Below are 22,576 nucleotides of genomic sequence, written 5' to 3'. Positions count from 1 at the left end.
CGCGCAGGCGCGTATCGAAAGGCTGGAAGCAACGCTCGTCGTGCGGCAAGGATTTCCGCAAGTGCGTTTTCCGACATCGCCCGACTCACCTCCGCTCTACGCGACGGACACCGACACAATCGGTCGGCATCTGCGGCCTGGACCCTGCACACGTGCCCTCAAGCACCAGGTCTGAAGGCGACAGCGGGCTTGGCAAGGGCGGCCGGAGTGTGCGGTCTCGACGCTTCTCAGTGCCACGAGGACAGCACAGCCCGCGCTATCCGAGTCGTCGGCGGTCTGCTGGTAGCGCAGCCGACTCCAGGCTTACATGCCCTTCGTCTCAAGCTCATCGCCCTGCCCGCCGTCTATGGGCTCGACGACACGCGTAACGTACCGGAGCCCTGGCACAGCCTCGGCAGCGTGGTCGGGGATGTCACCAACCTAATCGCCGCTGACGTACGCGGTTGGGGTGATGACCGCCTGAGCTGGTGAACAGGCGACCCGCGACGGGTTCGTGAAAAGCTACACTTTCCGCATTTATCGGGCTTGCGAATCATCCTTGATTCGGTCGAGTTGTAGCTGCTACGTCAATTTGGGGAATTTTCTGCAAGCAAGGCCCATAAGGATGAACCAGCACGCGGTAATCAAATCGCCTCCGCAGCAGCCAACGGTTTCGCCGGCGGCGATGATCGGTGACCATGCAGCCGTGTTGCGCGAGCAGCTTCAGGCGATCTCGTCTGGGCTGTTTCCTCCTACATCAGCCAAGACCCTGCGCCGATTTTCCTCCTCAGAAGCTGCTCGAATTATTGGTGTCACTGTGTCTCGGCTCCAGCAACTCGCCGCGGAAGGTTTAGGGCCGCAGCCTGACGTCTCGCCAAACGGGCGACGTTCTTACACTCTCTCGGACATCCATGGCATTCGCGCTTATCTCGACGAGAATACGCGCAGCGGAAGACGTTACCAGCCGCATCGTCAGGAAGGTGACCACCTCCAGATCATCGCCGTAGCTAACTTTAAGGGTGGCTCGGGCAAGACAACGACAACCGCCCATCTTGCCCAATCTCTGACGCTAAGGGGCTATCGCGTTCTGGCGATCGACCTCGATCCGCAGGCGAGCTTATCGGCTCTCCTTGGTGTTCAGCCAGAATTGGATGTCGATACCGATGAAACTCTATATGGGGCGATCCGGTACGATGATTCTCGCCGCCCGTTGGGCGACGTCATTCGGCACACCTACTTCACAGGTCTGGACCTAGTCCCTGCGAACCTTGAGTTGATGGAGTTCGAGCACGAGACGCCGCGTGCTCTGAACAAGCGCCGTGCAGGCGAGCCTCTGTTTTTCGACCGAGTGGCACAAGCGATAGAGTCCGTAGAAGCCAGCTACGACGTTGTCGTGATCGATTGTCCGCCGCAGCTCGGATACCTGACCCTCTCCGCTCTATGTGCGTCGACTGCGCTGCTTATCACCGTTCACCCCCAGATGTTGGATGTGGCGTCCATGAGCCAGTTCCTGGCGATGACCGAGGATCTTCTCGGCGTTGTGTCGGAGGCCGGCGGCAATCTCCAGTACGATTGGCTTCGCTATCTTGTGACGCGCTACGAGCAGCAGGACGCGCCACAAACGCGGATCGTTGGGATGCTCCGGACCCTGTTCGATGACGCCGTTCTTACAGCACCGATGCTGAAGTCATCTGCAGTCTCGGATGCCGGCTTGTCGAAACAGACCCTCTACGAGATTGGCCGGGACGCCATTACACGCTCGACCTACGACAGGGCGCTTGAGGCCTTGGATGCAGTAAACGCCGAGATCGAGGGCCTTATACGGAAGGCGTGGGGACGCGCATGAACCGCAAGACGAACCTAGATGCCTTGTTTGGTTCGAAGCAGGGAGCAAAGCCAGAGGGGTTTGCACCTGCAAACCTTGTCCCTGGAGAAGCAGAGTTTGCAGGTGCAAACTCTCCCTCCCCCGTACTTGAAAGCCGTAGAACCGGCGCCGTGCGCACGATGGGTTCAACCCTGCGCAATCTGGCAGCCAGAGCCGATGTAGCGGCCGAGATCGAGGCTGGGTCGCTCATAGTGGATCTGGATCCCGGACTTGTCGATGACTCCTTCATTGCCGATCGTGTCTCTGATGCCAATGATCCCACCCTACCTGGCCTGGTAGAAAGCATCCGAGAAAGTGGGCAGCAGGTCCCCGTGCTTGTGAGACCACATCCGGAGACAGCCGGACGCTTTCAGATCGCCTATGGACGACGGCGGACTCGCGCTGCACTGATCCTGGGGCGCCCTATACGAGCTGTTGTCCGACCGCTCTCAGATGAAGAACTCGTCGTTGCGCAGGGTAAGGAGAACCTGGAGCGACGCGATCTCAGCTACATCGAGCGAGCTTTCTTCGCGCTGCGACTCGAAGCCCACGGGTTTCGCCGCGATACAATTATGTCCGCCATGGGAGTGGGGAAGGGGGATCTCTCGACCCTGATTGCGGTCGCAAAAACGGTACCCCAGGAGGTCCTGTGCGCGATCGGCCCCGCCCCGGCGGCTGGTCGTCCGCGTTGGCTGCTTTTGGCGGAGCGACTGAAGTCGACGGACGCTTCTGAAATCGGCAAGCTGATCAGTGATCCGGGCTTTATCGCTAAGCCAACTGATGAGCGCTTTGCTGCTACACTGGAGGCGTTCGGTCCGAAGGTTGCGCCGAAGGCGAAGTCAGAAGTGTGGAAAGACCAGCAGGGACGCAAGGTCGCGCGCATTGAGCGCAGCAGCGGTCGCTTCATTCTGTCGATCGATGAGAAGCTGGAGCCGAAACTCGGTACCGCTCTCCTAGATCGGCTTCCCGAGATCCTCGCCGCTGTTCGGGCTGGCGAGGCGTAACCCGATCCACAACACAAACCAGGGAGACGACGCACTCGAAAAAGACAAGGCCCCCCGAACCGCGTCCGGAAGGCCCTCTCTGTAGTCCCTAAGCAAGCGCAGAGAAGCACATCTCCCGGCACATCGTCAAACGATTTCGCGCCGATTCGGCGGACGCCCTGTCTTTGCCCAGTGCCCGGCAGAGAATATGAACCTTCACATCACGACGCCCTTCGGGCGCCGGCCGCTAACGGCTGCCCATCTACAGGCGCAGGCGGCCGCCGCTGCGTGCTCACCTGAAACCACTGTCAACAAATGGGCAGTGTTCCGGCATATCGCCCAGGCCAAGGGCGCTATCGGTGTGTCCGATAGGGCTCTTGCCGTCCTTAACGCGCTTCTCAGTTTCCATCCTGAAACGGCGCTGGTCGCGGGGCAGGGGGGCGATCTTGTCGTCTTCCCATCAAACGAGCAGCTTCGTCTGCGCGCCCACGGCATGGCCGAGACAACGCTCAGGCGCCATCTGGGTGCATTGGTCGAGGCTGGCCTCGTAATCCGCCGAGACAGCCCGAACGGCAAGCGCTACGCCCGGAAAGGACAAGGCGGTGAGATCACGTATGCCTTTGGATTTGATCTCACGCCGATCGTCTCCAGAGCGTGCGAGTTCAAGCAACAGGCCGAGATCGTCGAGGCCGAACGCCGGGAACTGCAGCTCGCGCGTGAACAGGTCACGATCCTGCGTCGCGACGCAGCCAAGATGATCACCGCGGGCGTAGAGGGCGGCCACGAGGGGGACTGGACAGCGCTGCGAGCCCGCTACGCGTCCATCGTGATGGCGATACCCCGGACACCAAGCCCAACCGATCTGAAAGCCATACGGCGAAGTCTAGCCATGCTTGTTGCTGATGTGGGCAACGTCCTCATTCCGCGATCAGAATCTTATATTTTGGACGGCAGTGACAGCCATTCTGAGCGGCACATACAGAATTCTAAAATAAATACTCTTGATGCTGAGCCGGCATCCGGGAGTCGCGCTGAGGATGCTGATAAGCCACGTCCTGCAAAGGCACGCTCGCCCAAACAAAGTTACCCTCTCGCTATGGTGCTCGATGCCTGCCCAGATATCCGGGACTACACCCGCGCCGGCGCGGAGATCCGCTCCTGGCACGATCTTGTCGCAGCCTCCGACCTAGTAAGTACAATCCTCGGCATCAGCCCAGCAGTATGGCGGGAGGCGCAGGCGACGATGGGAGCAGAAACTGCTGCCGCAACGGTCGCGGCAATCCTGCAGCGAGCCGAACACATCAAGAGCCCTAGAGGCTATCTGCGGAAGCTTGTGGAACGCAAAAGGGCAGGGCGTTACAGCTTGGGACCAGTCCTCATGGCCCTGAACCGTGCACATCTCGCACAATGCCGACCGTCTTGATCGCCAATGTCTACACTGGATGTCAGGATAGTAAACATAGTGGTTTATCGGACAGTAGAAAGCTGGTCATATTTTCCCGACAGAAACAGGTGCACTTGCTTCTGTTCGATCCTAACTTAGCAGTTCTTGTTAGGGAAACGGTTGGATACCCGACAAATCGTTCAGGTTGCTATCGACCCAACTCGGACCCCACGGGGATGCCCTGCAAGGTCCGGATCTGCCAGATAGCGGACCATCGGCTCAGCATGTGAGCGGGTGGCCAGCGCATTCGCTGCGGTAGCCACCCATCCTTTGGCCCGAGCTCAGGCTGGTACGGCAGCCACTTCGTGCATCGCTGCGGTGAGAACGGCCGTGGGATCGGCGGCCATTTCCTGCGCTCGCCAACACACCACACCATCCGGACGGACTAACGTCGCCCCCTTGGGTGAGACACCAAATCTTCCGGTGAACGGTTCGGCCTCGGGGAACACGACGTCCCGGCCGACACGATAGGCCCGAACGTCAACAAGGTGCTCCGCTGCTGCACACCAGCGTGGGTCGGCCGACAGAAGCACGAACCCGTGCGTGAACAGGTCGATCGTCGACACCTGCCGTCCGGCCAGCTCGACCCAGATGTGCGGAGCGCGACTTCCGGGCTGGCCCTTCCACACGTCCGGATGCACCGCTGGTGGCAGCTCCGACCCTGCACCGACGATCACGGTCGAGCGGATCAGCTGACCCAGTTCCATCGCGGCGTCGCCGTAGAGGTGTTCGTCCTTGAGGATGTCACCGACCCAATGCGTGAAGTCCGGCCGGGCGAAGGTCTGCTGGTGGCGCAGCCAGCCGACCGGCTGGCGCTCGGGGGTGTAGCTGTCGAGCAGGATCGGATCGGAGCGGCCGTTCAGCACCCGTTGCAGCTTCCAGGCGAGGTTGTAGGCGTCGTCGATGCCGGTGTTGGCTCCGAACCCGCCGCGTGTCGGCGGCAGTTGGTGGGCGGCATCTCCCACGAGGAACACCCGGCCGTCCTGGTAGCGCTCAGCGATGCGCCCGGCCATTTCCCATCGGCCGGTGGTGATGATCTCGAACGGCAAGTGTCGACCCAGGGCTCGCAGCACAGCCGCTCGCAGCTCCTCGCTGCTACGCACCTGGTCATCGTCGAACATCAGCACCCAACGTCCGTCGCCGTAGGTAGTCACGAACGCCTTGAACCCCGGCTGCTCGATCTCGAACTGCTGGATGCCGTGGCGCAGGGCCTCGTCCGCCCCGGGGCAGCGAAACAGCACGCTGCGTAGGGTGCGCAGGTGGCCGACACCGTGGCGGGGGATGCCGAGCTGTTCGCGGATCGGACTGTCCGCGCCATCGGCGGCGATCATGTAGTCCGCGCGGATCATGGCCGTCCGGCCCGTGGTCCGCTCGCGCACCTCGGCGGTGATGCCGCCAGCATCCTGGTGGAAGGAGAGCATCTCGACGCCCAACCGGAGGTCGGCACCGCGTTCGCGGGCGGCCTCGCGCAGGATGGGTTCGAGCTTGTCCTGCGGGATCGCCGCGCCGGTCACGGGGGAGAGGTGAGCCTTCTCCTCCGGGGCTTTGCCGGGCGTCCAGGGCGCCTCCGAGAGGGGTTCGCCGCTCAGGCTGTCGAAGCGAGCGCGGCGCAGCTTGGCCTTCGGGTCCCACTGCGGGATTTGGCCGTCGATGCCGACCGCACGGAAGTACTCAAGCGTGCGTTCGGTGAAGCCCATTGCCCGAGGATGTGGGGAGCTACCGGTGTGCTTATCCACCAACGTGACCGGCACGCCACGCCAAGCAAGGAACAGGGCAGCAGACAGACCGACGAGGCTGCCGCCGACGATGAGAACAGGGGTGTCGTGCATGGGTTCGCCCTTGTTGGATCAAGGACGCGTGTAGAAACCCGAAGGGGAGCGATACGGCGGTGATGCCGCTGATCGATGCGCCCCACAACGAGCGGACACGCGTCCGCATCGTCGTGGTCCGCGGCCCGTAGGGGGCTGGAACTGAACTGCCTGGATGGGCAGTTGACCGGGGCTCACCACGCCGGTCCACCTTTTTCGACACGGCCAAGGTAGCGCATGTTGGGCGAGCGTACAACGCTGAGAATACAGGCTCCCTGGCTCGCGGGGGCGTCGGCTTGAGCCTCTAATTAGGACGTTCGTCGTGTGCACGCCGAAATTCCGCCCCCCGTCTCGGACCCTGCCGTATGTAGCTACATACGTCGAAAAAACGGTTGAATAACCAACACAAAAAGAAGATGTAATAGCTGTCTTATTTAGGCGGACTTTTTTGGTCTGTCTCAATCAATTACAAGTTAGTAAATTCAGTAGATTATTGTAGCATTCAAAAAATTCTTTTGTTTCTGTAAAAATCTCGAGATTCTTCTTTGATACGAGGGATATTATTGCCTAGTCAATGGATGAGATTAATTGACGCAGTAAGGTGCAGAAACGATCTTTCTCAAAAGTCGAAATAGCGACTTAAGAAAGACTTAGCTGTCTATCGCTAAGATCGGCCTGATCGCTCGTACGCGCTTGTGCGCAGGTCGGGTGCGACCTGAAGGCCTCTTGCCATGCTTTCGTCCTTACGCGTTGTGTCCAAATCTATGCACGACGAAGCTCCTGAGCAATCCAGCCTCCGGAGCGTTGCCACGGCATTGCCGTTGTTGCTGCCCTACCTGAATTCTGTTCGGCATGGCTTGCTGCTGATCGACGAGCATGGGCGCGTTATCCTCGTCTCTGGTCAGTCGCTAACCCTTCTCAGCAGTCACAACGCAGTGATTTCGGAAGGCTCTTCTGTCCGACACATCCTTCGTATCGTTCGCAACAGCGCGGGAGATCATTGGAAGCAGGTGCGAGCGCAGCTGCGTCGTTCCTTTGCACAAGCCGAAAGCTCTACCTTCGAGATTACGCTTCATGAACACCTCCTGGGCATCGGCCTATACCCCGTCGCCGATCAAGGATGGGCAATCACGTTCGAGGACGTCACCGCGCGTCGGGCTGCCGAAGTTCAGGCCGACGAAATGGCTCGGCACGATCCGCTCACAGGCCTGCCGAACCGGCTTCTCCTGCGTGAGCGCCTCAAGGAATCAATCGGGCGCCTGCAGCGCACTGGCGAGGCGTGTGCCGTCCTGCTGATCGACCTAGACCGGTTCAAGCCCGTCAACGACACGTTGGGTCATCCGATGGGCGATGCCCTGCTGAAGAAGGTCGCCGATCGACTGCGCTCCACCGTGCGGCCGACCGATACCGTAGCACGGATCGGCGGCGATGAGTTCGTTATCCTGCAGACCGACATTCAGGAGGCCGCCAACACGCAGGCGCTGGCCCGCCGCCTCGTGGACCTGATCGGACGGACCTACATGGTCGACGGCCACCTGCTCACCATCGGGGCCAGCGTTGGCGTTGCGCTCGCGCCGGGCGACGGCAGCGATGCCGACACCCTCCTGAAGAACGCCGACCTTGCGCTCTACCGGGCCAAGCTCGACGGGCGAGCCACCTACCGCTTCTTCGAGCCGGAGATGGATGCGCGCATGCAGGCGCGCCGGCAGCTCGAACTCGACATGCGCCAAGCGCTGGCACGTCGTGAGTTCCAGCTGCACTACCAGCCGCAGCTTCAATTGGAAGGCAACCGGCTGGTGGGCTGCGAGGCGCTGATCCGCTGGCAGCACCCGGTGCGCGGGATGGTCTCGCCCCTCGACTTCATTCCCTTGGCCGAAGAAATCGGCCTGATCGTGCCGATCGGCGAATGGGTGATGCGCCAAGCCTGCCGCGATGCGGTGACCTGGCCCGCCCCACTCTCGGTCGCCGTCAACGTCTCGCCGGCCCAGTTCAAGAGCGAGCGTCTCGTCGAGATGATCATGTCGGCGCTGGCCGCCTCCGGGCTGCCCGCCACGCGCCTCGAGGTGGAGATCACCGAGGGCGTCCTCCTGCAGCATAGCGAGAAAACCCTACAGACCTTGCACCGCCTGCGCGAACTCGGCGTACGTGTGTCGATGGACGACTTCGGAACCGGGTACTCGTCCCTGAGCTACCTGCGCAGCTTCCCCTTCGACAAAATCAAGATCGACCGCTCTTTCATCGCGGATCTATCGGGTAAGCGCGATGGCGAAGCGATCATTCGCGCCATTGCCGGTCTCGGCAAGAGCCTCGGCATGACCACCGTCGCCGAGGGCGTCGAGACGGCTGACCAGATGGAGCGCATCCGCGCGGAGGGCTGCACCGATGTTCAGGGCTACCTGATCAGCAAGCCGGTTCCCGCCTCCGAGGTTCTGAAGTTCCTCTCATCTGACCTCGCCACTTACTGACCGATCTTTCCGCCTGGAGTTTTTTGCCGTGAGTGATCTCTACCGCCTCGTCTATGCCAGCAAGAACCACTTGCAGGGAACGGACGCCGAGGTTGCCGAAGCCGTCTCGCAAATCCTGGCCGCGTCTCAGCGCAACAACGCCAAGGTCGACGTCACCGGTGCGCTGATGTTCAACGCAGGCGCGTTCGCGCAGGTGCTGGAAGGCCCGCAGCAGGGCGTTGAGAGCACCTTCGAGCGCATCCAGTGCGACCCGCGCCACGGCGACGTGACGGTTCTGCAATGCGGCCCGGCCCAGAGCCGCAGCTTCACGAACTGGTCGATGGCCTTCGTGGGCCAGTCAGCGACCGGCCGCACCCGTTGGGAGGGGATCGCCGCCGCGAGCGGCTTCGATCTGACCCGGCTCGACGGCGACGCAGTTTTCGCCATGCTGCATGGCTTGGTGCTGGATGAGGAAAGCCTCCCGGCCGCCGCGCCCGTTCCTGCCGGGCCGCTTAAGACAGTCGACATCTCCAAGACGGCCGAAACACCCTGCATAGGATTGGACGTCGAGCGCGTTCGCGCGGAGCTGCTGGAACCTGGCCGCGCCTTCCAAGCTTCGACTGAGGCGGAGCCGGTCATCCACTCGCGCTATCCGGACGAAGCGGCCCCGTCGCTCAAGCGCGCGCCGGCGAAACCCGAACTCGCCAGATCTGAAGCCTTGAAGGCGGATCCCAGCAAGCTCGATGCGGTCCTAGCCCTCCTGCGGGATGCTCTCGCCCAAGAACGTCAGCGCACGACCGACCTGCGCAATGACCTCGATGACTTGCACATCGCCCTCGCCCTCGAGCAGAAGCAGTCGGACGAGATCCGTCGCGAAAGAGATCTTTGGGCTTGGCGTGCGCGACTGCTGGCAAAAGCGATCGACCGGGAAGCTGGTGAACTAGAGAGCAATTTGGATCCGACAGTAGTTGGGGATTCCATGGCTCACGGCCAAAGTGCCTCGATAAGAGTTGTTGCCTGAGGGTATCTCGGACATCGGCGACCGCGCCTGCGTCGGCGTGTCGTTCAGCCACGGCACCCAAGAGGTTCCTGAAGGCGTCCTGATCCAGTCTGATGTAGCGAGCGGCAGCAGCGGGATCGAGCCCTGCAGTAATTAGGCGTAGAGGTCGATGATGTTTGGCATCTGCTCGCTTCTTCAAGGCACCAAAGTCTCGCGGCGGCAAGGCTACGGCCGCTGAAGCCTCGAAGGCGGCACAGAAGGCCAAAGGGCCGGGAGACGGCCGAGACTGATCGAGAAGGTCGCCAAGGTGTTTTGAGGCTACTCAGCGCTCCGTTCCGGAGCATGCCAGCGCCTATCGCGGTGATGTACCCCTAGCGCTGCATCGCCACCCGAAACCCAGGCCATGTTGCGTATCGGCCCAGGCTGGTGAGATCCGGGGTTCCCCCGTCCCGTGAGCAGATCGGGGCGGGGCCGAACCGCTGTCTAGGAGCGAGACCGCTCTAGGCGTTCATGATCTGCCCAGCGATCTTGTTGTGAGCTTCGTCGCCCTGTTTGGCCTCGTCGAGCGATGCCTTCATCGACTGAGCTGTTTCCGTCATGCCGACCTTCTCCGCGTATGCGTGCATCGTTCCGAAGGCAGCGATCCAGTAGTGCAACGCGAGCTGGCCGTTGGCGATGATGCCGAGGTCGCGGGAGGTATCGTCCGGTGCCTGCTGTCGGATCATCCGGCTGACCTCGTAGAGGCCCTCCATCACGGGGTTCTTCTGCTCACCGCTGCCGCCAGCCTCCTGGAGCGCCTGATCGATGCGCTTCGTCCACTGCTGCGAGACCTGATTGCCCGTCTCCAGAGCTGCCTTGAGGTCGGGGTGACGCGCGTCGTTCTGGATCTCGGCCGTGGCCGCTGCCGCCACCTTGCCGCCCGCCTTCATCGCGGCGAGACCCTGTGCGACGAGCTGCTTGAGGGTATCCTGGTTCATCGTCGTTCTCCCATCAACCATCACCGAAACGCGTGATCGTGGGAGCAACCTGCCGAACCACGGCCAAGATACGGTGGTGACGGCGCACGGTCGGTTTGGTTCGTGCGCGAGCGGGGTCCGCTATGGGTGGATCTCTGCTGGTTTACTTTCGGACGGCTACGAACGTGAGCAGACGTTGCTGCCGCGCCTGTTCACGACCCTTTGCGGACCGTCGGAAGGTCTGCTTGCCGGCTGTTGAAACAGGTGGCAACGACCGGGTCGGGTGGTTTTCAGCCTGTCCGCTTTCAAGCGATGGATGCGCCCAAACGGACGTTACGATCACGCCTAATCACGATTATTATCTATTACTACTCAGATGCGAATGGGATAGAACTACCAGCCTACTAGATTAGGTATTTACCCATTGAGATCTGTATTTGATCGAGTGATTGCGTCGCAACTGCGCCGCTTCCCAGGCCAGTGCTTGCTTGATGAAAACGCGCAGGGCGAACACCGCAAGAAACATCAGGATCGCGTCCCAACTGCGCAACTCAATCGTTTTGAGCAAGGTCGCGGCCGTCTTGAACCCGAGGCCTGCTACGATGCCATCGGCCACGAACAGGCGTGCGCTCACGATACTGTGCCGGGCTCCGCGCCCGAGCGCGAGGTGCCAAAGGCCGCGCGTGCAGCCCGCAACGACGAGGAGACCACCGCCGAACTCGATCAGAGTCGCGAGGCTCAAGATCCAGGGATCAAGGCTGCTCACGGCGCAGTACCTTGATCGGATGTAGCTCTGGGCTCACCAGCCAAAGCGCTTTGCGCTTCTGCTTTGTCGATCTCCTTCTGCAGAAAGTAGTTCAGTAGCGTGCGGATCGCCGCTATGGCCGCAAGCTGGCCGATCTCCGACCAGGTCGGCGCCACGGCCGTGCGCAGGATGTCGGCGCCAAGTTCGAACTCCAACGCTACGGCGAGCCAGCGTCCGAGCCTCAGGCGTACCTCTTCCTTGGCAGCCTGCGGATCAGAATGCCGCCCCGTGCCTGGCAGGAACAGGAGCAGGGCGCCTATGGTCGCCTCAACGGTAGCGAGACCGATGATCAGTGCGGCCGCGGCTTCCGTGCCGGTAGCGAGCCAGAGCGTCAGTGCTTTGATATACGCTTCCACACGCTCCGCTCCTGATCAAGGTTTGGGTGCCAACGCGATGGCGAAGAGGCCTGCAATGCCAATCGCGTAGAGGATGAGGACGGCGAGCGAGTCGATGCCCATGCCCAGCACGCGTCGCTGCGGGCGAAAGATCAGCCCGGCGATGTAGGCACAGGTGAGGAGAACACCGAGGCCAGCGAGGTAGACATCGGTATCTTGCGCCTGCGGCAACGCGGGGCGACCGGAGATCACCGTCGCTACGAGGAAGAGTACCGGCAGGAAGGCGTTGCCGCCAAAGATGTCGCTGATCGCGAGTTTATCGTCGCCGAGCCGTACTGATGCGAGGCCGGTCGAGAGTTCCGGCAGCGAGGTTGCTGCCGCCAGCACGGTCGCGCCGAACAAGACGCCGCTCATCCCGATCCGGTCGGCGATGGCATCCCCACTTACTTCGAGGGCCACGCCACAGACCAGAGTGGCCAGGGCTGCGAGCATGAAGAGGGTTGCCGTGCGCACCGTCGTGACGCCCTTAACCCCAGTCTCCTGCGACTTACGTGTCCGGCTGTGGCCCTGCGGTCGGCTCTGCGCTTCCGCTGCCGAACTGCCAACGTGCCAGGGCAGGTCGCTGCGCGACCGCCCGATCAACCAGCTGCCGAGCATCCAAACGAGTGCAATCGCGAGACCGCCCGGCGCCACATGCGCCACGATCAGGCTCTCGGGTAGGCGGCTGGCCATGATGGCCAGGATCAGCACTGCCACGACCAGGGTGCCTTCGAGTGCCAGCGAGAGGCTTGCGGCTCGGTAGGTCAGGGGTCGTCGGCCTCGCCCGCTGAACGCGTCGAGGGCCACGAGCACCAACGTTTGCACGCCGATGCCGCCGAGTAGGTTGCCGATAGCGATGCTTAGATTGCCGCGCCAGGCAGCACTTATCGTAATGGCGATCTCGGGCAGGTTGGTGGCGATGGCGAGCAGGATCAGTCCGCCAAGCGCCTCTCCGAGCCCGAGGCGAGTGGCGAGCACGTCTGTGGTGTCGGAGAGCTTGATGCCGGCATACCAGATGATGCTCGCCGCACCCGCAAAGAACGCAACCAGCATCGGCAGCGACCAGGAAGAAAGCATCGTGGCGTCCTTGGTGTGGGTCACTCCGAGTCGCCCTTCAGGCCGCTCGTGTGCCTCGTGTCGTCACGACCCGGACGGGTTCGGCGCTGCGTCCAAAATTGCCCAATGCTGTCCGGTGGCTTTGGCCCGCTCATGCCGGGTGAGCCACGCATCAAACAGCATGTGCGGCAGGGTCAAGGCCGCGAGAAGCTGGAGCGTGACGCAGACCAGACGTACCGTTGGCTCACCGGGCGTAACGAACCAGAGTGCTGCCCCAATCAACACCGTGAGGATCGTAGTCGGCAGCGCCCTCCACCATGCGGAAGCTGGGCCTCGCACCCGGGGCGCGCGCGTGGGATGATCAATTAGCGCAGATGTGTGCGCTGGGGCATGCACCACGACAAAGTAGAGAGCGAAAGCTACGAGGGGCGGCAGCATGGCGAAGCCGATGCCCGCGGCGAAAGGGACGATCAGGGAGCGCACCTGCCCGAGGAACACAGTACGAGCCGCCCAAGCGATCACAATTGGCAGCCATAGCAGGCCCGCCCAAACCAACCAGTGCGGTGGGGTCTTGAACAGCACGCCGGAGATGGCCGTCAGCACCTCAGCCGTAGCGGCGGGTTGCAAGAGGACCGGCAGGGCCACCGGCAATCCGCCCAAGGCTAGAGCCGGTAGGCCGCCGCTGCCGGTTTCCTCGGCTCCGAAGTGCCATACGGACAGCAGCAGGAATCCGCCCAGGGTGGCCTCAGGGGCGAGCCGCCACGCCACGAGCACGACGGCAACCAGGGCGAGATAGGGAACGGCAAACAGCGGGAACCACGCCCAACCCACGCGATGCCGCAGCAAGGTGCGGCCGATCTCGACGTCGAGCGCACCGTGCGGCACGCCGAACACGATGATCAGGGCGACCGCGCAGACCCATTGCCCCTGCCACGGGAACGTAAGGCTCATGGCGAGAACGGGTAGGGCAAACAGCAGCGGTGCCACCGCGACGGGCGGGAGGAGAGGCGTCGTCCCGCCCGTCGACGGCATCAAGCGGTTCTACGCATGGCGACGGCGTCTGGGCGATCCTCTGCCAGATCCCGCTCCGTGGCCTTGGTGTCCGACATCACCGACATGTAGCCGTAGATCACTTTGGCGATGACATCGAGGATCGCGATAACCAGCACGCTGACGGCATCGCTGACGATGTTGAGGCCGTCAGGCGCGACTGCGAGGATGACTGGGTAGACCAACCAAACGACGGACAAGATCGTGGCGTTGCGCTTGTAGGTTGCCTGCACGTCATCGCGCTCAAGGGTGTTGGCCTCCATCTGCGGCTTCCAGATCGCGTAGTACACGCCGAGGAAGGCGACGCAGGAGACGATGAACCACGTCCACTTGGTCCAGCCCAGCTCCGAGGCACCGAAGGCGAAGGCCGTGACGATCATCATCACGTCGGCCAGCACCGCGCCGACAATCGCGCCATGGCGCTTAGGCAGATGCCGCATGGCGGTGAAGCCCAGCGAGACGAGCAATAGGGGCGTCGTGAAGGCCCAATCGATGTAGCGGGCGAAGTAGAACACCCGTGTCGGAGTGGCCGCACCCACAGCGACGGCTTCATTAGTAGGCAGCATCACCAAGCCTTGGCCAGTTGCCATAGCGAGGTAGGAGCAGGCTGCAATGATCGGGACGATGCCGTGAAGAACGGTGTGGAGCCCCTCGGACGAGGTACGGCGCTTGCCGGTCGCAAGGATGAGCAGACCACCAGCCAGCATAACCAAGGCGGTGGCCCATAGAATGGGATTTGAACTCATATCGCCCTCGCAGCGTGCGGCGTGTGCCGCACCATGCGCCGGGATTTATCCTACGACGAAGATAAAGATAGCCGGGCTCTAATAAATAAAAACGATCGGACGCGGACCTTGATCAATTGGCATAAAAGATCGAGATATTTTCGTAAAACCGATCAAAAGATAATACGGCCATAATTATTTGTGATCTCATAACAATTGTTTGTTGTTCCTGTATCTGACCGGGCGCTGAAGCTCGAATGCCTGCCCAGCTTCATCACCTGATGAGGCGCCGACCGCTGCGAGCAATCTCACGCTGGGCTCCGCCTCGCGCGCGCCCTCCCGCGCGGTGGGGTCGCTCTCTGGTCATTTTTGGTCGAACAACACTGTTTGGCTCAACGTCCGCTCTCAGGCATCGCGTTGGGGATCTGGAACGACAGAGTCGGGTCGGGTCCCGCCAGTCCGCTCAACGACCGGGTCGGGTGGTTTCCCGCCGGTCCGCTTCTGGACGGCGGTCGTAAGAAGCGGAAGTCCTCGCGCCGCGTGCTCCCGACCCAATGCGGAAGGTCGGAAGGTCCGCTTGCAGCTACTTGGTATGGCATTCCCCGATGGCCGGGGCGGGTGAGAATGCGCGGCATCCTGACCGCCGGTGTGAAAATCTGAAACTCAAAATCAGCGGATGTCGTACCGCTTACAGACGACCCAAGAACGTTCGTGCCGAAGGCTCTGCTTAGGTACACGCTACCGCTTGGCCGAAAGGCAAATAACCATCAATTGACGAGATTTTATATATCGGAACAATGCCGGAAAATTTCTGTTGTGACGAAGGTTGAATATGGCATTCAGCACTACAGGAGATCTTGCATGAAGAAGTTCACACTCGCCCTCACCGCATTGACCGCCCTTGGCGGCATCGCATTCGTGACCGGTTCGGCCAGCGCCGCCCCGATGTCCGTCAACGGCCTCCAGTCCGAGAGCGGCGTCACCCAGGTCCGCATGATGCAGAGCGACCGGATGATGATGAAGAAGCGCATGATGCGGAAGCAAATGATGAAGCGCCGCATGATGAAGAAGCGGATGATGAACCGCGGTATGTGATTTCAAGCGCCTGACAGTCCCGGAGCTCCCGATGAAGGGATCTCCGCCCTGCAGGCCACGATTTCAAGGAAGACCGCTTGGCCCGAACCTATCTCACCCGATCAGCGCCAGAGACTGATTAGGTCGAGCGTCGCCGATGGATGTTCCGGCATCCCGTCGTCATCCGCATCACGCACTGGGTGAACGCGGTCTGCCTCCTGGTCCTGGTGATGAGTGGCCTGCAAATCTTCAACGCCCACCCGGCCCTTTACTGGGGCAGCGTCTCGACCTTCGACACGCCGCTGATGGCGATGTCCTCGACCGAGGCCGACCCGCCCAAGGGCGTGACGACGGTATTCGGTCACGGCTTCGACACGACGGGCTGGCTCGGCTCCCCGATCCCCGTGAGGAAGAACATGACCTACCTTCGATACGCACCCGACGTCGAGAAGCCCGATCCGGACGAGCAGAAGACGATTGACGGCATCATCAACGGCATGACGCAGCAATCGCAGACCGTCGAGGCACGCGAGCACCATGCCGTGCGTGCCAGCCACGCGAAGAGCTCTGCGTGCGTCACCGGCGAGTTGACGATCGCCGCCGGCCTGCCGCCCGAACTGGCCCAAGGGCTGTTCGCCACGCCCGGCACCCACCCCGTGGCGGTTCGTTTTGCACAGGGCCCGGGCGAGACCCTGGGCGACCGGGTCTCGACCCACCGCGGCATGTCCATCAAGGTGTTCGACGTGCCGGGCGAGAAGCTGCCCGGCCACGCCGTCGACACCCAGGACTTCGTACTCGCGACGGGCACCACGTTTCCCTCGGGGACGGCGGCCGGCTTCCTGCGGGACGGCACCGTCATCGGGAAGTCCACGGGGTTGCCGGAAGGGGTGAAGAGCGCGGTCTCGTCGACGATGCGCAACCTCAATCGCGCGCTGCACGCCTTCGGGACGGAGAGCGCGCTGGCCGACTTCTTCGGCCATCCCTACAGCCACCCCCTCGCCGACAGCTACTTCAGCCAGGCGCCGGTCCGCTACGGCGATTACGTGGCCAAGCTCGGGGTCGTTCCGGCGACGGAAAGCCAGCGTGCCCTATCCGAGTGGCGGCTCGATCCGCATCAGGACGAGGACGGCTTCCGCCATGCCACGGTCGCCTTCTTCCGCGACCACGAGGTGGTGTTCGAGTTGAGGGCCCAGATCTGGGCCGACGCCGATAGCCAACCCATCGAGGATGCCTCGGTCGACTGGCCGGTCTCCATCAGCCCCTACCGTACGGTCGCGACGCTGCGCCTGCCCCGGCAGGATGCCTACGGCGCGGACCGTGTGCGCTACTTCGACGAGGTGATGACCTTCCGTCCTGCCCATAGTCTCGCGGCTCACCGGCCGCTTGGTTCCGTGATGCGCGCACGGCTTCGGGTTTACCAGGCGCTGAGCGATTTCCGCCACAGCAAGAATGGCGTGGCGTCCGAGGATACCGCGAGCATTGATCACGTTCCGGCCTAGGCGCGACATGACCGACATCGGACAGCCAGGGGGGGCCGACAGGCTGGTTGATGTCGCCCGGGCGCACGCCTTTGAGTTCGAGGGCCCCTCCGTCTCCCATTGAACCGACGATGCGGTGGTGTGCAACACGCACATCGACCGCGGCGGCGCCATCCTGACGTAGACGGTCGTGATCGAAGCCCTCAGGTTCCGGATCAAGGAGCCGATCGCAAAGAACTGAAGACGATGGTGAGACGTTCCCGGGGGCTGGATGGCTCCGTGCCGTCAAGTCTCCGTCCATCGACCGTTTGGAGCCGGCGTGATCGCACGGACCGCGCACGACGATGCTGGCTCGGCAAGCGCCAACCCGGCCATGGGTTCATGTTCTGATCGCCTGTGCGGGTTCACCGAATGCCGCGGCGGGTCACTCGACCTCGATGCGTCCGATATGAGCGACCCGCGGACCTGACTGGCACGCCCGGCCTGACGAAATCTGCGACGGACCAATGTTCGGACTGCAGCGCGAACATTGAAGGACAATGCCGTCATGTTCCTACATCTTGAACGCCTCGGCACGGGCCGGCCGCTCCTGATGGTCCATGGGCTGGGGGCCAATCTCCGCACCTGGGATCCGCTCTTGAGCGCATTGCGCGGCTCGCGCGAACTGATCTTGGTCGACCTGCCGGGACATGGCAGATCGGCCCCGCTCGCGGGCCGGCAGACGGTGGAGGCTTATGCGGATGCCCTAGCCGGCTTCGTGCAGTCCCATGGCCTGACGACGGCGGACCTTGTCGGCAGTTCGGTGGGGGGCCGGCTGGTGTTGGAGCTGGCGCGGCGGGGCATCGGTCGGCACTGCGTGGCGCTCGATCCCGGCGGTTTCTGGCGCGGGTGGGAAACGCGCTGGTTACACTGGACGCTCGCGGCATCGATACGCCTGGTGCGGCTGCTGCGGCCCTTCCATCCTGGCCTGTCGCGCCATGCCGTCACCCGTACGGTGTTGCTGGCCCAACTGTCGGCCCGTCCGTGGGTGCTACCACCGCAGCTTGTCGAAGAGGAGCTGCAAAGCCTGGCGGCCACACCGGTGTTCGATGCGATGCTGCGTGAGCTGGCACGCGGGCCGTTGCAGCAGGGCTCGGCGCAGACCCCTGGCCTTATCACCATAGGCTGGGGCCGCCAGGACCACCTGCTGCTGCCACGCCAGGCTGCACGCGCCCAGGTAGCCTTCCCGTCGGCCCGGCTGCACTGGTTCGAACGCTGCAGCCACTTCCCGCATTGGGATCAGCCTGCCGAGACGGCGCGCGTGATCCTTGAAACGGTCGGGGAGGATGCGCCTTGAAAGGGCTTCTTGCACCCCAGAGCCTGCGGTCATCCCCGGATCGTCAAGCATATCGGCCGAGCTTGCCGCATCCGCTCGGGATCCGGTCCATGGTCCGCTCTTTCATCGCCGCGGAAATGAAGCAGCGCTTCAAAGCCAACCTAGAGCGCGGCATTGTGTCGGCGCCCCAGTTCCAGTCGGCGCCCGTAGATACCTGCCGCCTGCAGAAGGCCGAGACGGATCTTGAGGCCGACCCGGGCGCTTACTGCGTTGGATACCGCAGTCGATCGCATCAACCGAACGACTAGGGCGGCCAGAGTTGCCAGACAGACTCTGAGTTCAAGACGGCGAACACGAGGTGAGGAATGATGTTAGGGAACCGGCGACTTTTCGAGGAAGGGTTAGACCTTCTCTACGGAGCGCATCGGCAGGGGGCGGCGCAGGCGACGCGCAACAACAAGACGGCGACGCTGCCGAAGCTGAAACAGATGCTGGAGGCCGGATCGAAACAGAACATCGTTCAGCTAGAGCGGTTGGACGAGGTTTTCGACTCGATCGGCGTCAAGCCCGACCCCAGAAACGATCCCGCCATGCAGGGCATCTGCGATCTCAACGAAGCGGAAATAGCCAAGCATGGGGACGCCGCCGACCGCGACCTCATCAACATCGAGTACGGTCAAGTCGCGGCGCATTTCTACATCGCCAGGTATGGCACGCTGCGGAGGACCGCACACGCGCTCGGACATGCCAAAGCCGTCAAGCTCTTGGATCGCACGCTCGTCGAGACCCGCGCGATCGATTGCGCCTTCACGCAGCTTTACGATCACCTGTTGTCACGCCGCACTTCGTCACGCTACCCGGGCGAGACTGCGCTCGCGACCACGGCGGCCATGCACCCCGGCCTCACGGTCGGGTTGGCGCTTGGCGGTGTCTTGGCCGCGGCCGCGCTCGTGAAAGCGGGGCGATCCAAGCGACGCTGAAGGACGGGTGGACGAGGCGCGGCTCCCACGGCGGGCCTGCCGGCAACCAAGGTCCGCCCCAGCGTGCGCGTCGCCGTCCCCTCCAGTGCCTGGCCTCGACCGTGACGGTGGGCCTAAGCGTCGCGGCCACCCTCGCGGCCCTGGCCGTCGACTTGATCGGTGACACGCACCTGCTGCCGACCGGGTTCACCCCTAGCCGCGCAAGGTCGAACGTCCGCTTTATGGCCGCCGATCAACTTCCGTTCGCCACCCCGAGCCGAAGTTGCCGGAGGCCTGACGAACGGCTGCTTTGGAGAAATGCCGATGGCGGTCCGGGCGGCTGGGTTGGGTCGGAGACGGAACGTCCGCTTCCGGACGAAGGGTCTGGGTCTGCTCCCCACCCATAGCGGACTTTGCTGCATGTAGTCGTACGCGTCGGAAAAACGGTCATTTAGCTGACACTAAATAACCCCCTAGAAACCGAATAGCACCACTATATGACGCTCGCTTTTAAGACCTCACTCATGCGGCGTTTGAGTATCGGCCATTGAGTTCCGCTGCCTATTTCTTATTAATTTTGCTAGTCCACGATTTCTGAATACGTTTATTCCAAATATAATCAAGCAAACTATACAAATCACAAATGATCCAACAAATAAAGAAACGGTTATTATTTCTCCTTGCTTGAACATGACCGGCTGCCCGTCTTTGGGTAGCTTAGACCAAGCCTCATAGAATGCCGGGGCCAAACCTAGTGCGCCCCCAAATCCAGCGAACCCAAACGAGCCAACAATACCGGTCTCAGGTCTACTTAATTGAGACAGCTCGTTGTCTAGTATCATGTGGTAATCAACAAATTCAGCTACAGAGATGCGGCCTTTGGGGGCTGGAACGCCAACTAAAGAGTTGGGACCTTTTTGGGGTTGATCCATCTATTTTTCCCCCAAAGAGGAAATAGAAAGAGCCTCTATCCCCAGGAGCCGCGCAACATAGTGCTCGGTTAAACCGCAATTACTGCAATATACAGCAACAGATGGAAATCGAGTAAAGGGGGCTGCAGGATTTGCTCTATCTGATTTGTTTTCTAACAGGGCGGGATGAACCAAAAATCCGCTGCTTCCACAAGAGCTACATAGTTTCCGACCTCCGTTTTTATTCCAGAGATCAAATAGTTTAGAAACAGCCCTGGCAAATTCTTCGTCTGTCATTGTCCCGTCTGGAAGGGGCATATTCAACCTTATATTTCGAGCTTAATAATAAGCTGCTTCACCAATTGGAGGCAGATTATCAATGGTTGTATAAATCGCCAAACCGCCTTTAAAAAGGGGGTGGTGATAGGCGTCACGCAAACCTCCGTTCCTATGACACAGATCCATTCGCATAAGCTCCAGTATGGAGCGGCTTGGGGTCCGCTTTCGACCCAACCCGGTCGCTTGCAGCCGCATCGCGAAATCCTGAAAGCGGACTTGCGCTGCGCGAAGCGTTGTCCTCAGCTGGTATTCTCCGAAATCGCTCTCAGCTCACGTACCGCACTTTCGATCTGAGCTTCGGTCAGCGATGAGTAGCCAAACACAAGCATGTCGTCCCGCGCTTCGGGGTCGAAGTGATAAGCGGCCCCGCTGGACAGCGCATAGACGCCGATACCTTGCTCCCGCGCCGCAACCTGGATCCTCCTAGCCGGCGGGAAGCCTTCTGGAAGTCGCCAGACCAAGTGCAGGCCGCTCTCGGCGCCGAGGATGACGGGCTCCTCGAACGTCTCTCGAAGCGCCCGGACGAGGCAGTCGCGGCGCGACTTGTAGACCTGCCTCAGGCGGCGCAGGTGTCGGTCGAAATGCCCCTCGTCGATGAAGGCAGCTAGCGCGGCCTGCTCAAGCCAAGCCTGTCCGTTGCTCATCCGGGCCTTCAGCATCCGCGCGTCGTTCCATGACATGCGCGGGACCGTAGCGTAGCCGATGCGCAGGCCCGCCCCCACCGACTTGGAGAAGGTGCCGACGTAGAAGACGCGCCGTCCCCCATCGAGGCCGGCCAGGGCGGTCAGCGGCGGGCCGTCGTAGCGGAAGTCGCTGTCGTAGTCGTCCTCGACGATGTAGCTGTCGGTCTCCTCGGCCCAGCGAAGGAGTTCTAGTCGCCGGGTCACCGGCATCATCGCTCCGGTCGGGAACTGGTGCGAGGGTGTGACGTACAGCAGGCTGCCCCGGTCCCTGGGCAGAAGGTCCGTGCGCAGGCCGTCGCCGTCGACCGGGACCGGATGGATGGCCATGCCGGCGCTCCTGAAGATCAGGGATGCCCCGAGGTAGCAGGGGTTCTCGATGCAGAGCTGCTGGGTGTGCCCCTTGAGCAGGTTGAACACGAGGTTGAGCGCGTCCTGCCCGCCCGTGGTCACGACGACCTGGTCCTCCGTCACGGCGACGGCGCGTGCCCGCCTCAGGTGCGTGGCGATGGCCGCGCGAAGTTCCGGGAGACCGGCCGGATCGCAGTAGTCGGTTAGATAGGCGGTCTCATGTGAAAGGAGCCGGTTGACGATCCGCCGCCAGATGCGGAGGGGGAACCCAGCGGGGTCCGAGCGCCCGACCCAGAAGTCTAGGGCGGGGCGGTCACCGCCGCCCCCGGGCGAGCCGGCGAAGCAGAGAAGGGGCTCGCTCCCCTTATCCGGGACCGGCCCGTTGGTAAGGGGCTGGACGCCACGCTGGATCAACAGAAGGCTGTCAGGCGGGATGGGTTCCACGAACACGCCCGCCGTGCCACGCGCCTTGATGTAGCCCTCGGCCGCGAGCCGCTCGTAGGCCGTGTTCACCGTGTTGCGAGAGATGCCGAGGCGCTCGGCCAGCAGTCGGCTCGCCGGTAGCGCCATGCCGGCCTTCAACTTTCCTTCTAGGATGATCTCCCGGACCTGATCGAACACCTGAACCTGGAGCGGCTTGCCGGAGATAGGGTCGAGGGTGAGTGTCAGTTCCACACGTCACTCCGCACGTTGCGGCTCCGGGAGCCGGGAGGTCGACCCGGCCCGGACTGCCATCGGGCCGCCAAGGCGCGACAAAACGGTTGGTACCATGGACCGTGCCTGCTTTGGCACTTTCGCCTGACCAAAATTTGGAATTGTTTGCGTTTTAGTGCCCCTAAGGAACGGGTCGGGCTCGCCATCCGGAACGCCAAGAAGGCCGGACGCCCGACGGTGGAGGAAACATGAACGAAATCGTCAAGCCGGACTCCCTGATCGTCGCGGAGGCCGAGAGCCTGACCGAGACCTTCTTCGGCGGCTGCC

General features: G+C 62.1%; 19 protein-coding genes and 1 pseudogene. 11 read left to right on the top strand and 9 right to left on the bottom strand.

Going from position 1 to position 22,576, the window contains the following annotated elements; translation table 11 throughout:
• Positions 1-604: 604 nt before the first annotated feature.
• The 3 genes from repA to repC all read left to right on the top strand — a co-directional run bounded on the left by repA (position 605) and on the right by repC (position 4,249).
• Complete coding sequence (gene repA, locus FV227_RS14715) at positions 605-1,825, top strand: plasmid partitioning protein RepA (protein ID WP_147859308.1); 1,221 nt, start codon at positions 605-607, stop codon at positions 1,823-1,825.
• Positions 1,822-2,847 (top strand): plasmid partitioning protein RepB, encoded by a 1,026-nt coding sequence (gene repB / locus FV227_RS14710; protein ID WP_147859307.1) that lies wholly within the window; start codon positions 1,822-1,824, stop codon positions 2,845-2,847. Before repA ends, repB begins: the two co-directional genes overlap by 4 nt.
• A gap of 187 nt (positions 2,848-3,034) precedes the next feature.
• The gene (gene repC, locus FV227_RS14705; RefSeq protein ID WP_147859306.1) at positions 3,035-4,249 is read left to right on the top strand and encodes a plasmid replication protein RepC; all 1,215 of its coding nucleotides are present in this window, start codon (positions 3,035-3,037) and stop codon (positions 4,247-4,249) included.
• A 302-nt stretch (positions 4,250-4,551) separates the two neighbouring features.
• Here the strand turns inward: repC and FV227_RS14700 are convergent, their stop codons facing one another.
• Positions 4,552-6,099: an FAD-dependent oxidoreductase gene (locus FV227_RS14700; protein WP_147859305.1), complete on the bottom strand. Its 1,548-nt coding sequence runs from the start codon at positions 6,097-6,099 to the stop codon at positions 4,552-4,554.
• Between the two features lie 743 nt (positions 6,100-6,842).
• Here FV227_RS14700 and FV227_RS14695 point away from each other — a divergent pair.
• Both FV227_RS14695 and FV227_RS14690 read left to right on the top strand, forming a co-directional pair.
• Positions 6,843-8,543, top strand: a complete 1,701-nt coding sequence (locus FV227_RS14695; protein WP_147859304.1) for an EAL domain-containing protein — start codon at positions 6,843-6,845, stop codon at positions 8,541-8,543.
• A 28-nt stretch (positions 8,544-8,571) separates the two neighbouring features.
• A complete protein-coding gene (locus tag FV227_RS14690) occupies positions 8,572-9,543 on the top strand; it encodes a BLUF domain-containing protein (protein ID WP_147859303.1) in 972 nt (323 codons plus the stop codon).
• A gap of 479 nt (positions 9,544-10,022) precedes the next feature.
• Here FV227_RS14690 and FV227_RS14685 read toward each other — a convergent pair whose 3' ends face one another.
• From FV227_RS14685 to FV227_RS14660, 6 genes are all read right to left on the bottom strand, one after another.
• Positions 10,023-10,499 carry a DUF892 family protein gene (locus FV227_RS14685; protein ID WP_147859302.1) on the bottom strand — a complete coding sequence of 159 codons (477 nt, stop codon included), beginning with the start codon at positions 10,497-10,499 and terminating at the stop codon, positions 10,023-10,025.
• A 388-nt stretch (positions 10,500-10,887) separates the two neighbouring features.
• Positions 10,888-11,244: a DUF1622 domain-containing protein gene (locus FV227_RS14680; protein WP_187274814.1), complete on the bottom strand. Its 357-nt coding sequence runs from the start codon at positions 11,242-11,244 to the stop codon at positions 10,888-10,890.
• Positions 11,241-11,639, bottom strand: a complete 399-nt coding sequence (locus tag FV227_RS14675) for a DUF1622 domain-containing protein (protein ID WP_147859300.1) — start codon at positions 11,637-11,639, stop codon at positions 11,241-11,243. Before FV227_RS14675 ends, FV227_RS14680 begins: the two co-directional genes overlap by 4 nt.
• Before the next feature lie 15 nt (positions 11,640-11,654).
• Entirely contained in the window at positions 11,655-12,758 is a 1,104-nt protein-coding gene (locus FV227_RS14670) for a hypothetical protein (protein ID WP_210246719.1), read from the bottom strand.
• 39 nt (positions 12,759-12,797) lie between these two features.
• Positions 12,798-13,700 carry a Brp/Blh family beta-carotene 15,15'-dioxygenase gene (locus FV227_RS14665; RefSeq protein ID WP_187274813.1) on the bottom strand — a complete coding sequence of 301 codons (903 nt, stop codon included), beginning with the start codon at positions 13,698-13,700 and terminating at the stop codon, positions 12,798-12,800.
• A 44-nt stretch (positions 13,701-13,744) separates the two neighbouring features.
• Complete coding sequence (locus FV227_RS14660) at positions 13,745-14,509, bottom strand: bacteriorhodopsin (RefSeq protein ID WP_147859298.1); 765 nt, start codon at positions 14,507-14,509, stop codon at positions 13,745-13,747.
• Between the two features lie 795 nt (positions 14,510-15,304).
• On the opposite strand from FV227_RS14660, the gene FV227_RS14655 reads away from it, so the two are divergent.
• The 6 genes and pseudogenes from FV227_RS14655 (at position 15,305) to FV227_RS14635 (ending at position 19,335) form a co-directional block, all read left to right on the top strand.
• Entirely contained in the window at positions 15,305-15,583 is a 279-nt protein-coding gene (locus FV227_RS14655) for a hypothetical protein (RefSeq protein WP_246686628.1), read from the top strand.
• Between the two features lie 140 nt (positions 15,584-15,723).
• Positions 15,724-15,954, top strand: a pseudogene (locus FV227_RS29515) (cytochrome b/b6 domain-containing protein); the annotation flags it as partial.
• Positions 15,955-15,978: 24 nt separating this feature from the next.
• Positions 15,979-17,061 (top strand): catalase family protein, encoded by a 1,083-nt coding sequence (locus tag FV227_RS14650; protein ID WP_210246720.1) that lies wholly within the window; start codon positions 15,979-15,981, stop codon positions 17,059-17,061.
• Between the two features lie 526 nt (positions 17,062-17,587).
• Positions 17,588-18,376, top strand: a complete 789-nt coding sequence (locus FV227_RS14645) for an alpha/beta fold hydrolase (protein ID WP_147859296.1) — start codon at positions 17,588-17,590, stop codon at positions 18,374-18,376.
• A gap of 89 nt (positions 18,377-18,465) precedes the next feature.
• On the top strand, positions 18,466-18,663 hold the full coding sequence (locus FV227_RS14640) for a hypothetical protein (RefSeq protein WP_147859295.1): 198 nt from the start codon (positions 18,466-18,468) through the stop codon (positions 18,661-18,663).
• Positions 18,664-18,720: 57 nt separating this feature from the next.
• On the top strand, positions 18,721-19,335 hold the full coding sequence (locus FV227_RS14635; RefSeq protein ID WP_147859294.1) for a DUF892 family protein: 615 nt from the start codon (positions 18,721-18,723) through the stop codon (positions 19,333-19,335).
• A 497-nt stretch (positions 19,336-19,832) separates the two neighbouring features.
• On the opposite strand, the gene FV227_RS14630 is transcribed toward FV227_RS14635, so the two are convergent.
• A complete protein-coding gene (locus FV227_RS14630; protein WP_147859293.1) occupies positions 19,833-20,246 on the bottom strand; it encodes a hypothetical protein in 414 nt (137 codons plus the stop codon).
• A gap of 557 nt (positions 20,247-20,803) precedes the next feature.
• Positions 20,804-22,270, bottom strand: a complete 1,467-nt coding sequence (locus tag FV227_RS14625) for a PLP-dependent aminotransferase family protein (RefSeq protein WP_147859292.1) — start codon at positions 22,268-22,270, stop codon at positions 20,804-20,806.
• Positions 22,271-22,576 lie beyond the last annotated feature (306 nt).

Origin of the sequence: Methylobacterium sp. WL119, from assembly GCF_008039875.1 — a bacterium.
GTDB lineage: Bacteria > Pseudomonadota > Alphaproteobacteria > Rhizobiales > Beijerinckiaceae > Methylobacterium.
Note: the sequence above shows the minus strand (reverse complement) of the source record. Positions and strands in the feature narration are given on the sequence as shown.

Bases quoted from the DNA above. Each gene is read 5' to 3' on its own strand.
- repA (WP_147859308.1), top strand. From the start codon at position 605: ATGAACCAGCACGCGGTAATCAAATCGCCTCCGCAGCAGCCAACGGTT.
- repB (WP_147859307.1), top strand. From the start codon at position 1,822: ATGAACCGCAAGACGAACCTAGATGCCTTGTTTGGTTCGAAGCAGGGA.
- repC (WP_147859306.1), top strand. From the start codon at position 3,035: ATGAACCTTCACATCACGACGCCCTTCGGGCGCCGGCCGCTAACGGCT.
- FV227_RS14700 (WP_147859305.1), bottom strand. From the start codon at position 6,099: ATGCACGACACCCCTGTTCTCATCGTCGGCGGCAGCCTCGTCGGTCTG.
- FV227_RS14695 (WP_147859304.1), top strand. From the start codon at position 6,843: ATGCACGACGAAGCTCCTGAGCAATCCAGCCTCCGGAGCGTTGCCACG.
- FV227_RS14685 (WP_147859302.1), bottom strand. From the start codon at position 10,499: ATGAACCAGGATACCCTCAAGCAGCTCGTCGCACAGGGTCTCGCCGCG.
- FV227_RS14660 (WP_147859298.1), bottom strand. From the start codon at position 14,509: ATGAGTTCAAATCCCATTCTATGGGCCACCGCCTTGGTTATGCTGGCT.
- FV227_RS14650 (WP_210246720.1), top strand. From the start codon at position 15,979: ATGACCTACCTTCGATACGCACCCGACGTCGAGAAGCCCGATCCGGAC.
- FV227_RS14645 (WP_147859296.1), top strand. From the start codon at position 17,588: ATGTTCCTACATCTTGAACGCCTCGGCACGGGCCGGCCGCTCCTGATG.
- FV227_RS14640 (WP_147859295.1), top strand. From the start codon at position 18,466: ATGGTCCGCTCTTTCATCGCCGCGGAAATGAAGCAGCGCTTCAAAGCC.
- FV227_RS14635 (WP_147859294.1), top strand. From the start codon at position 18,721: ATGATGTTAGGGAACCGGCGACTTTTCGAGGAAGGGTTAGACCTTCTC.
- FV227_RS14630 (WP_147859293.1), bottom strand. From the start codon at position 20,246: ATGGATCAACCCCAAAAAGGTCCCAACTCTTTAGTTGGCGTTCCAGCC.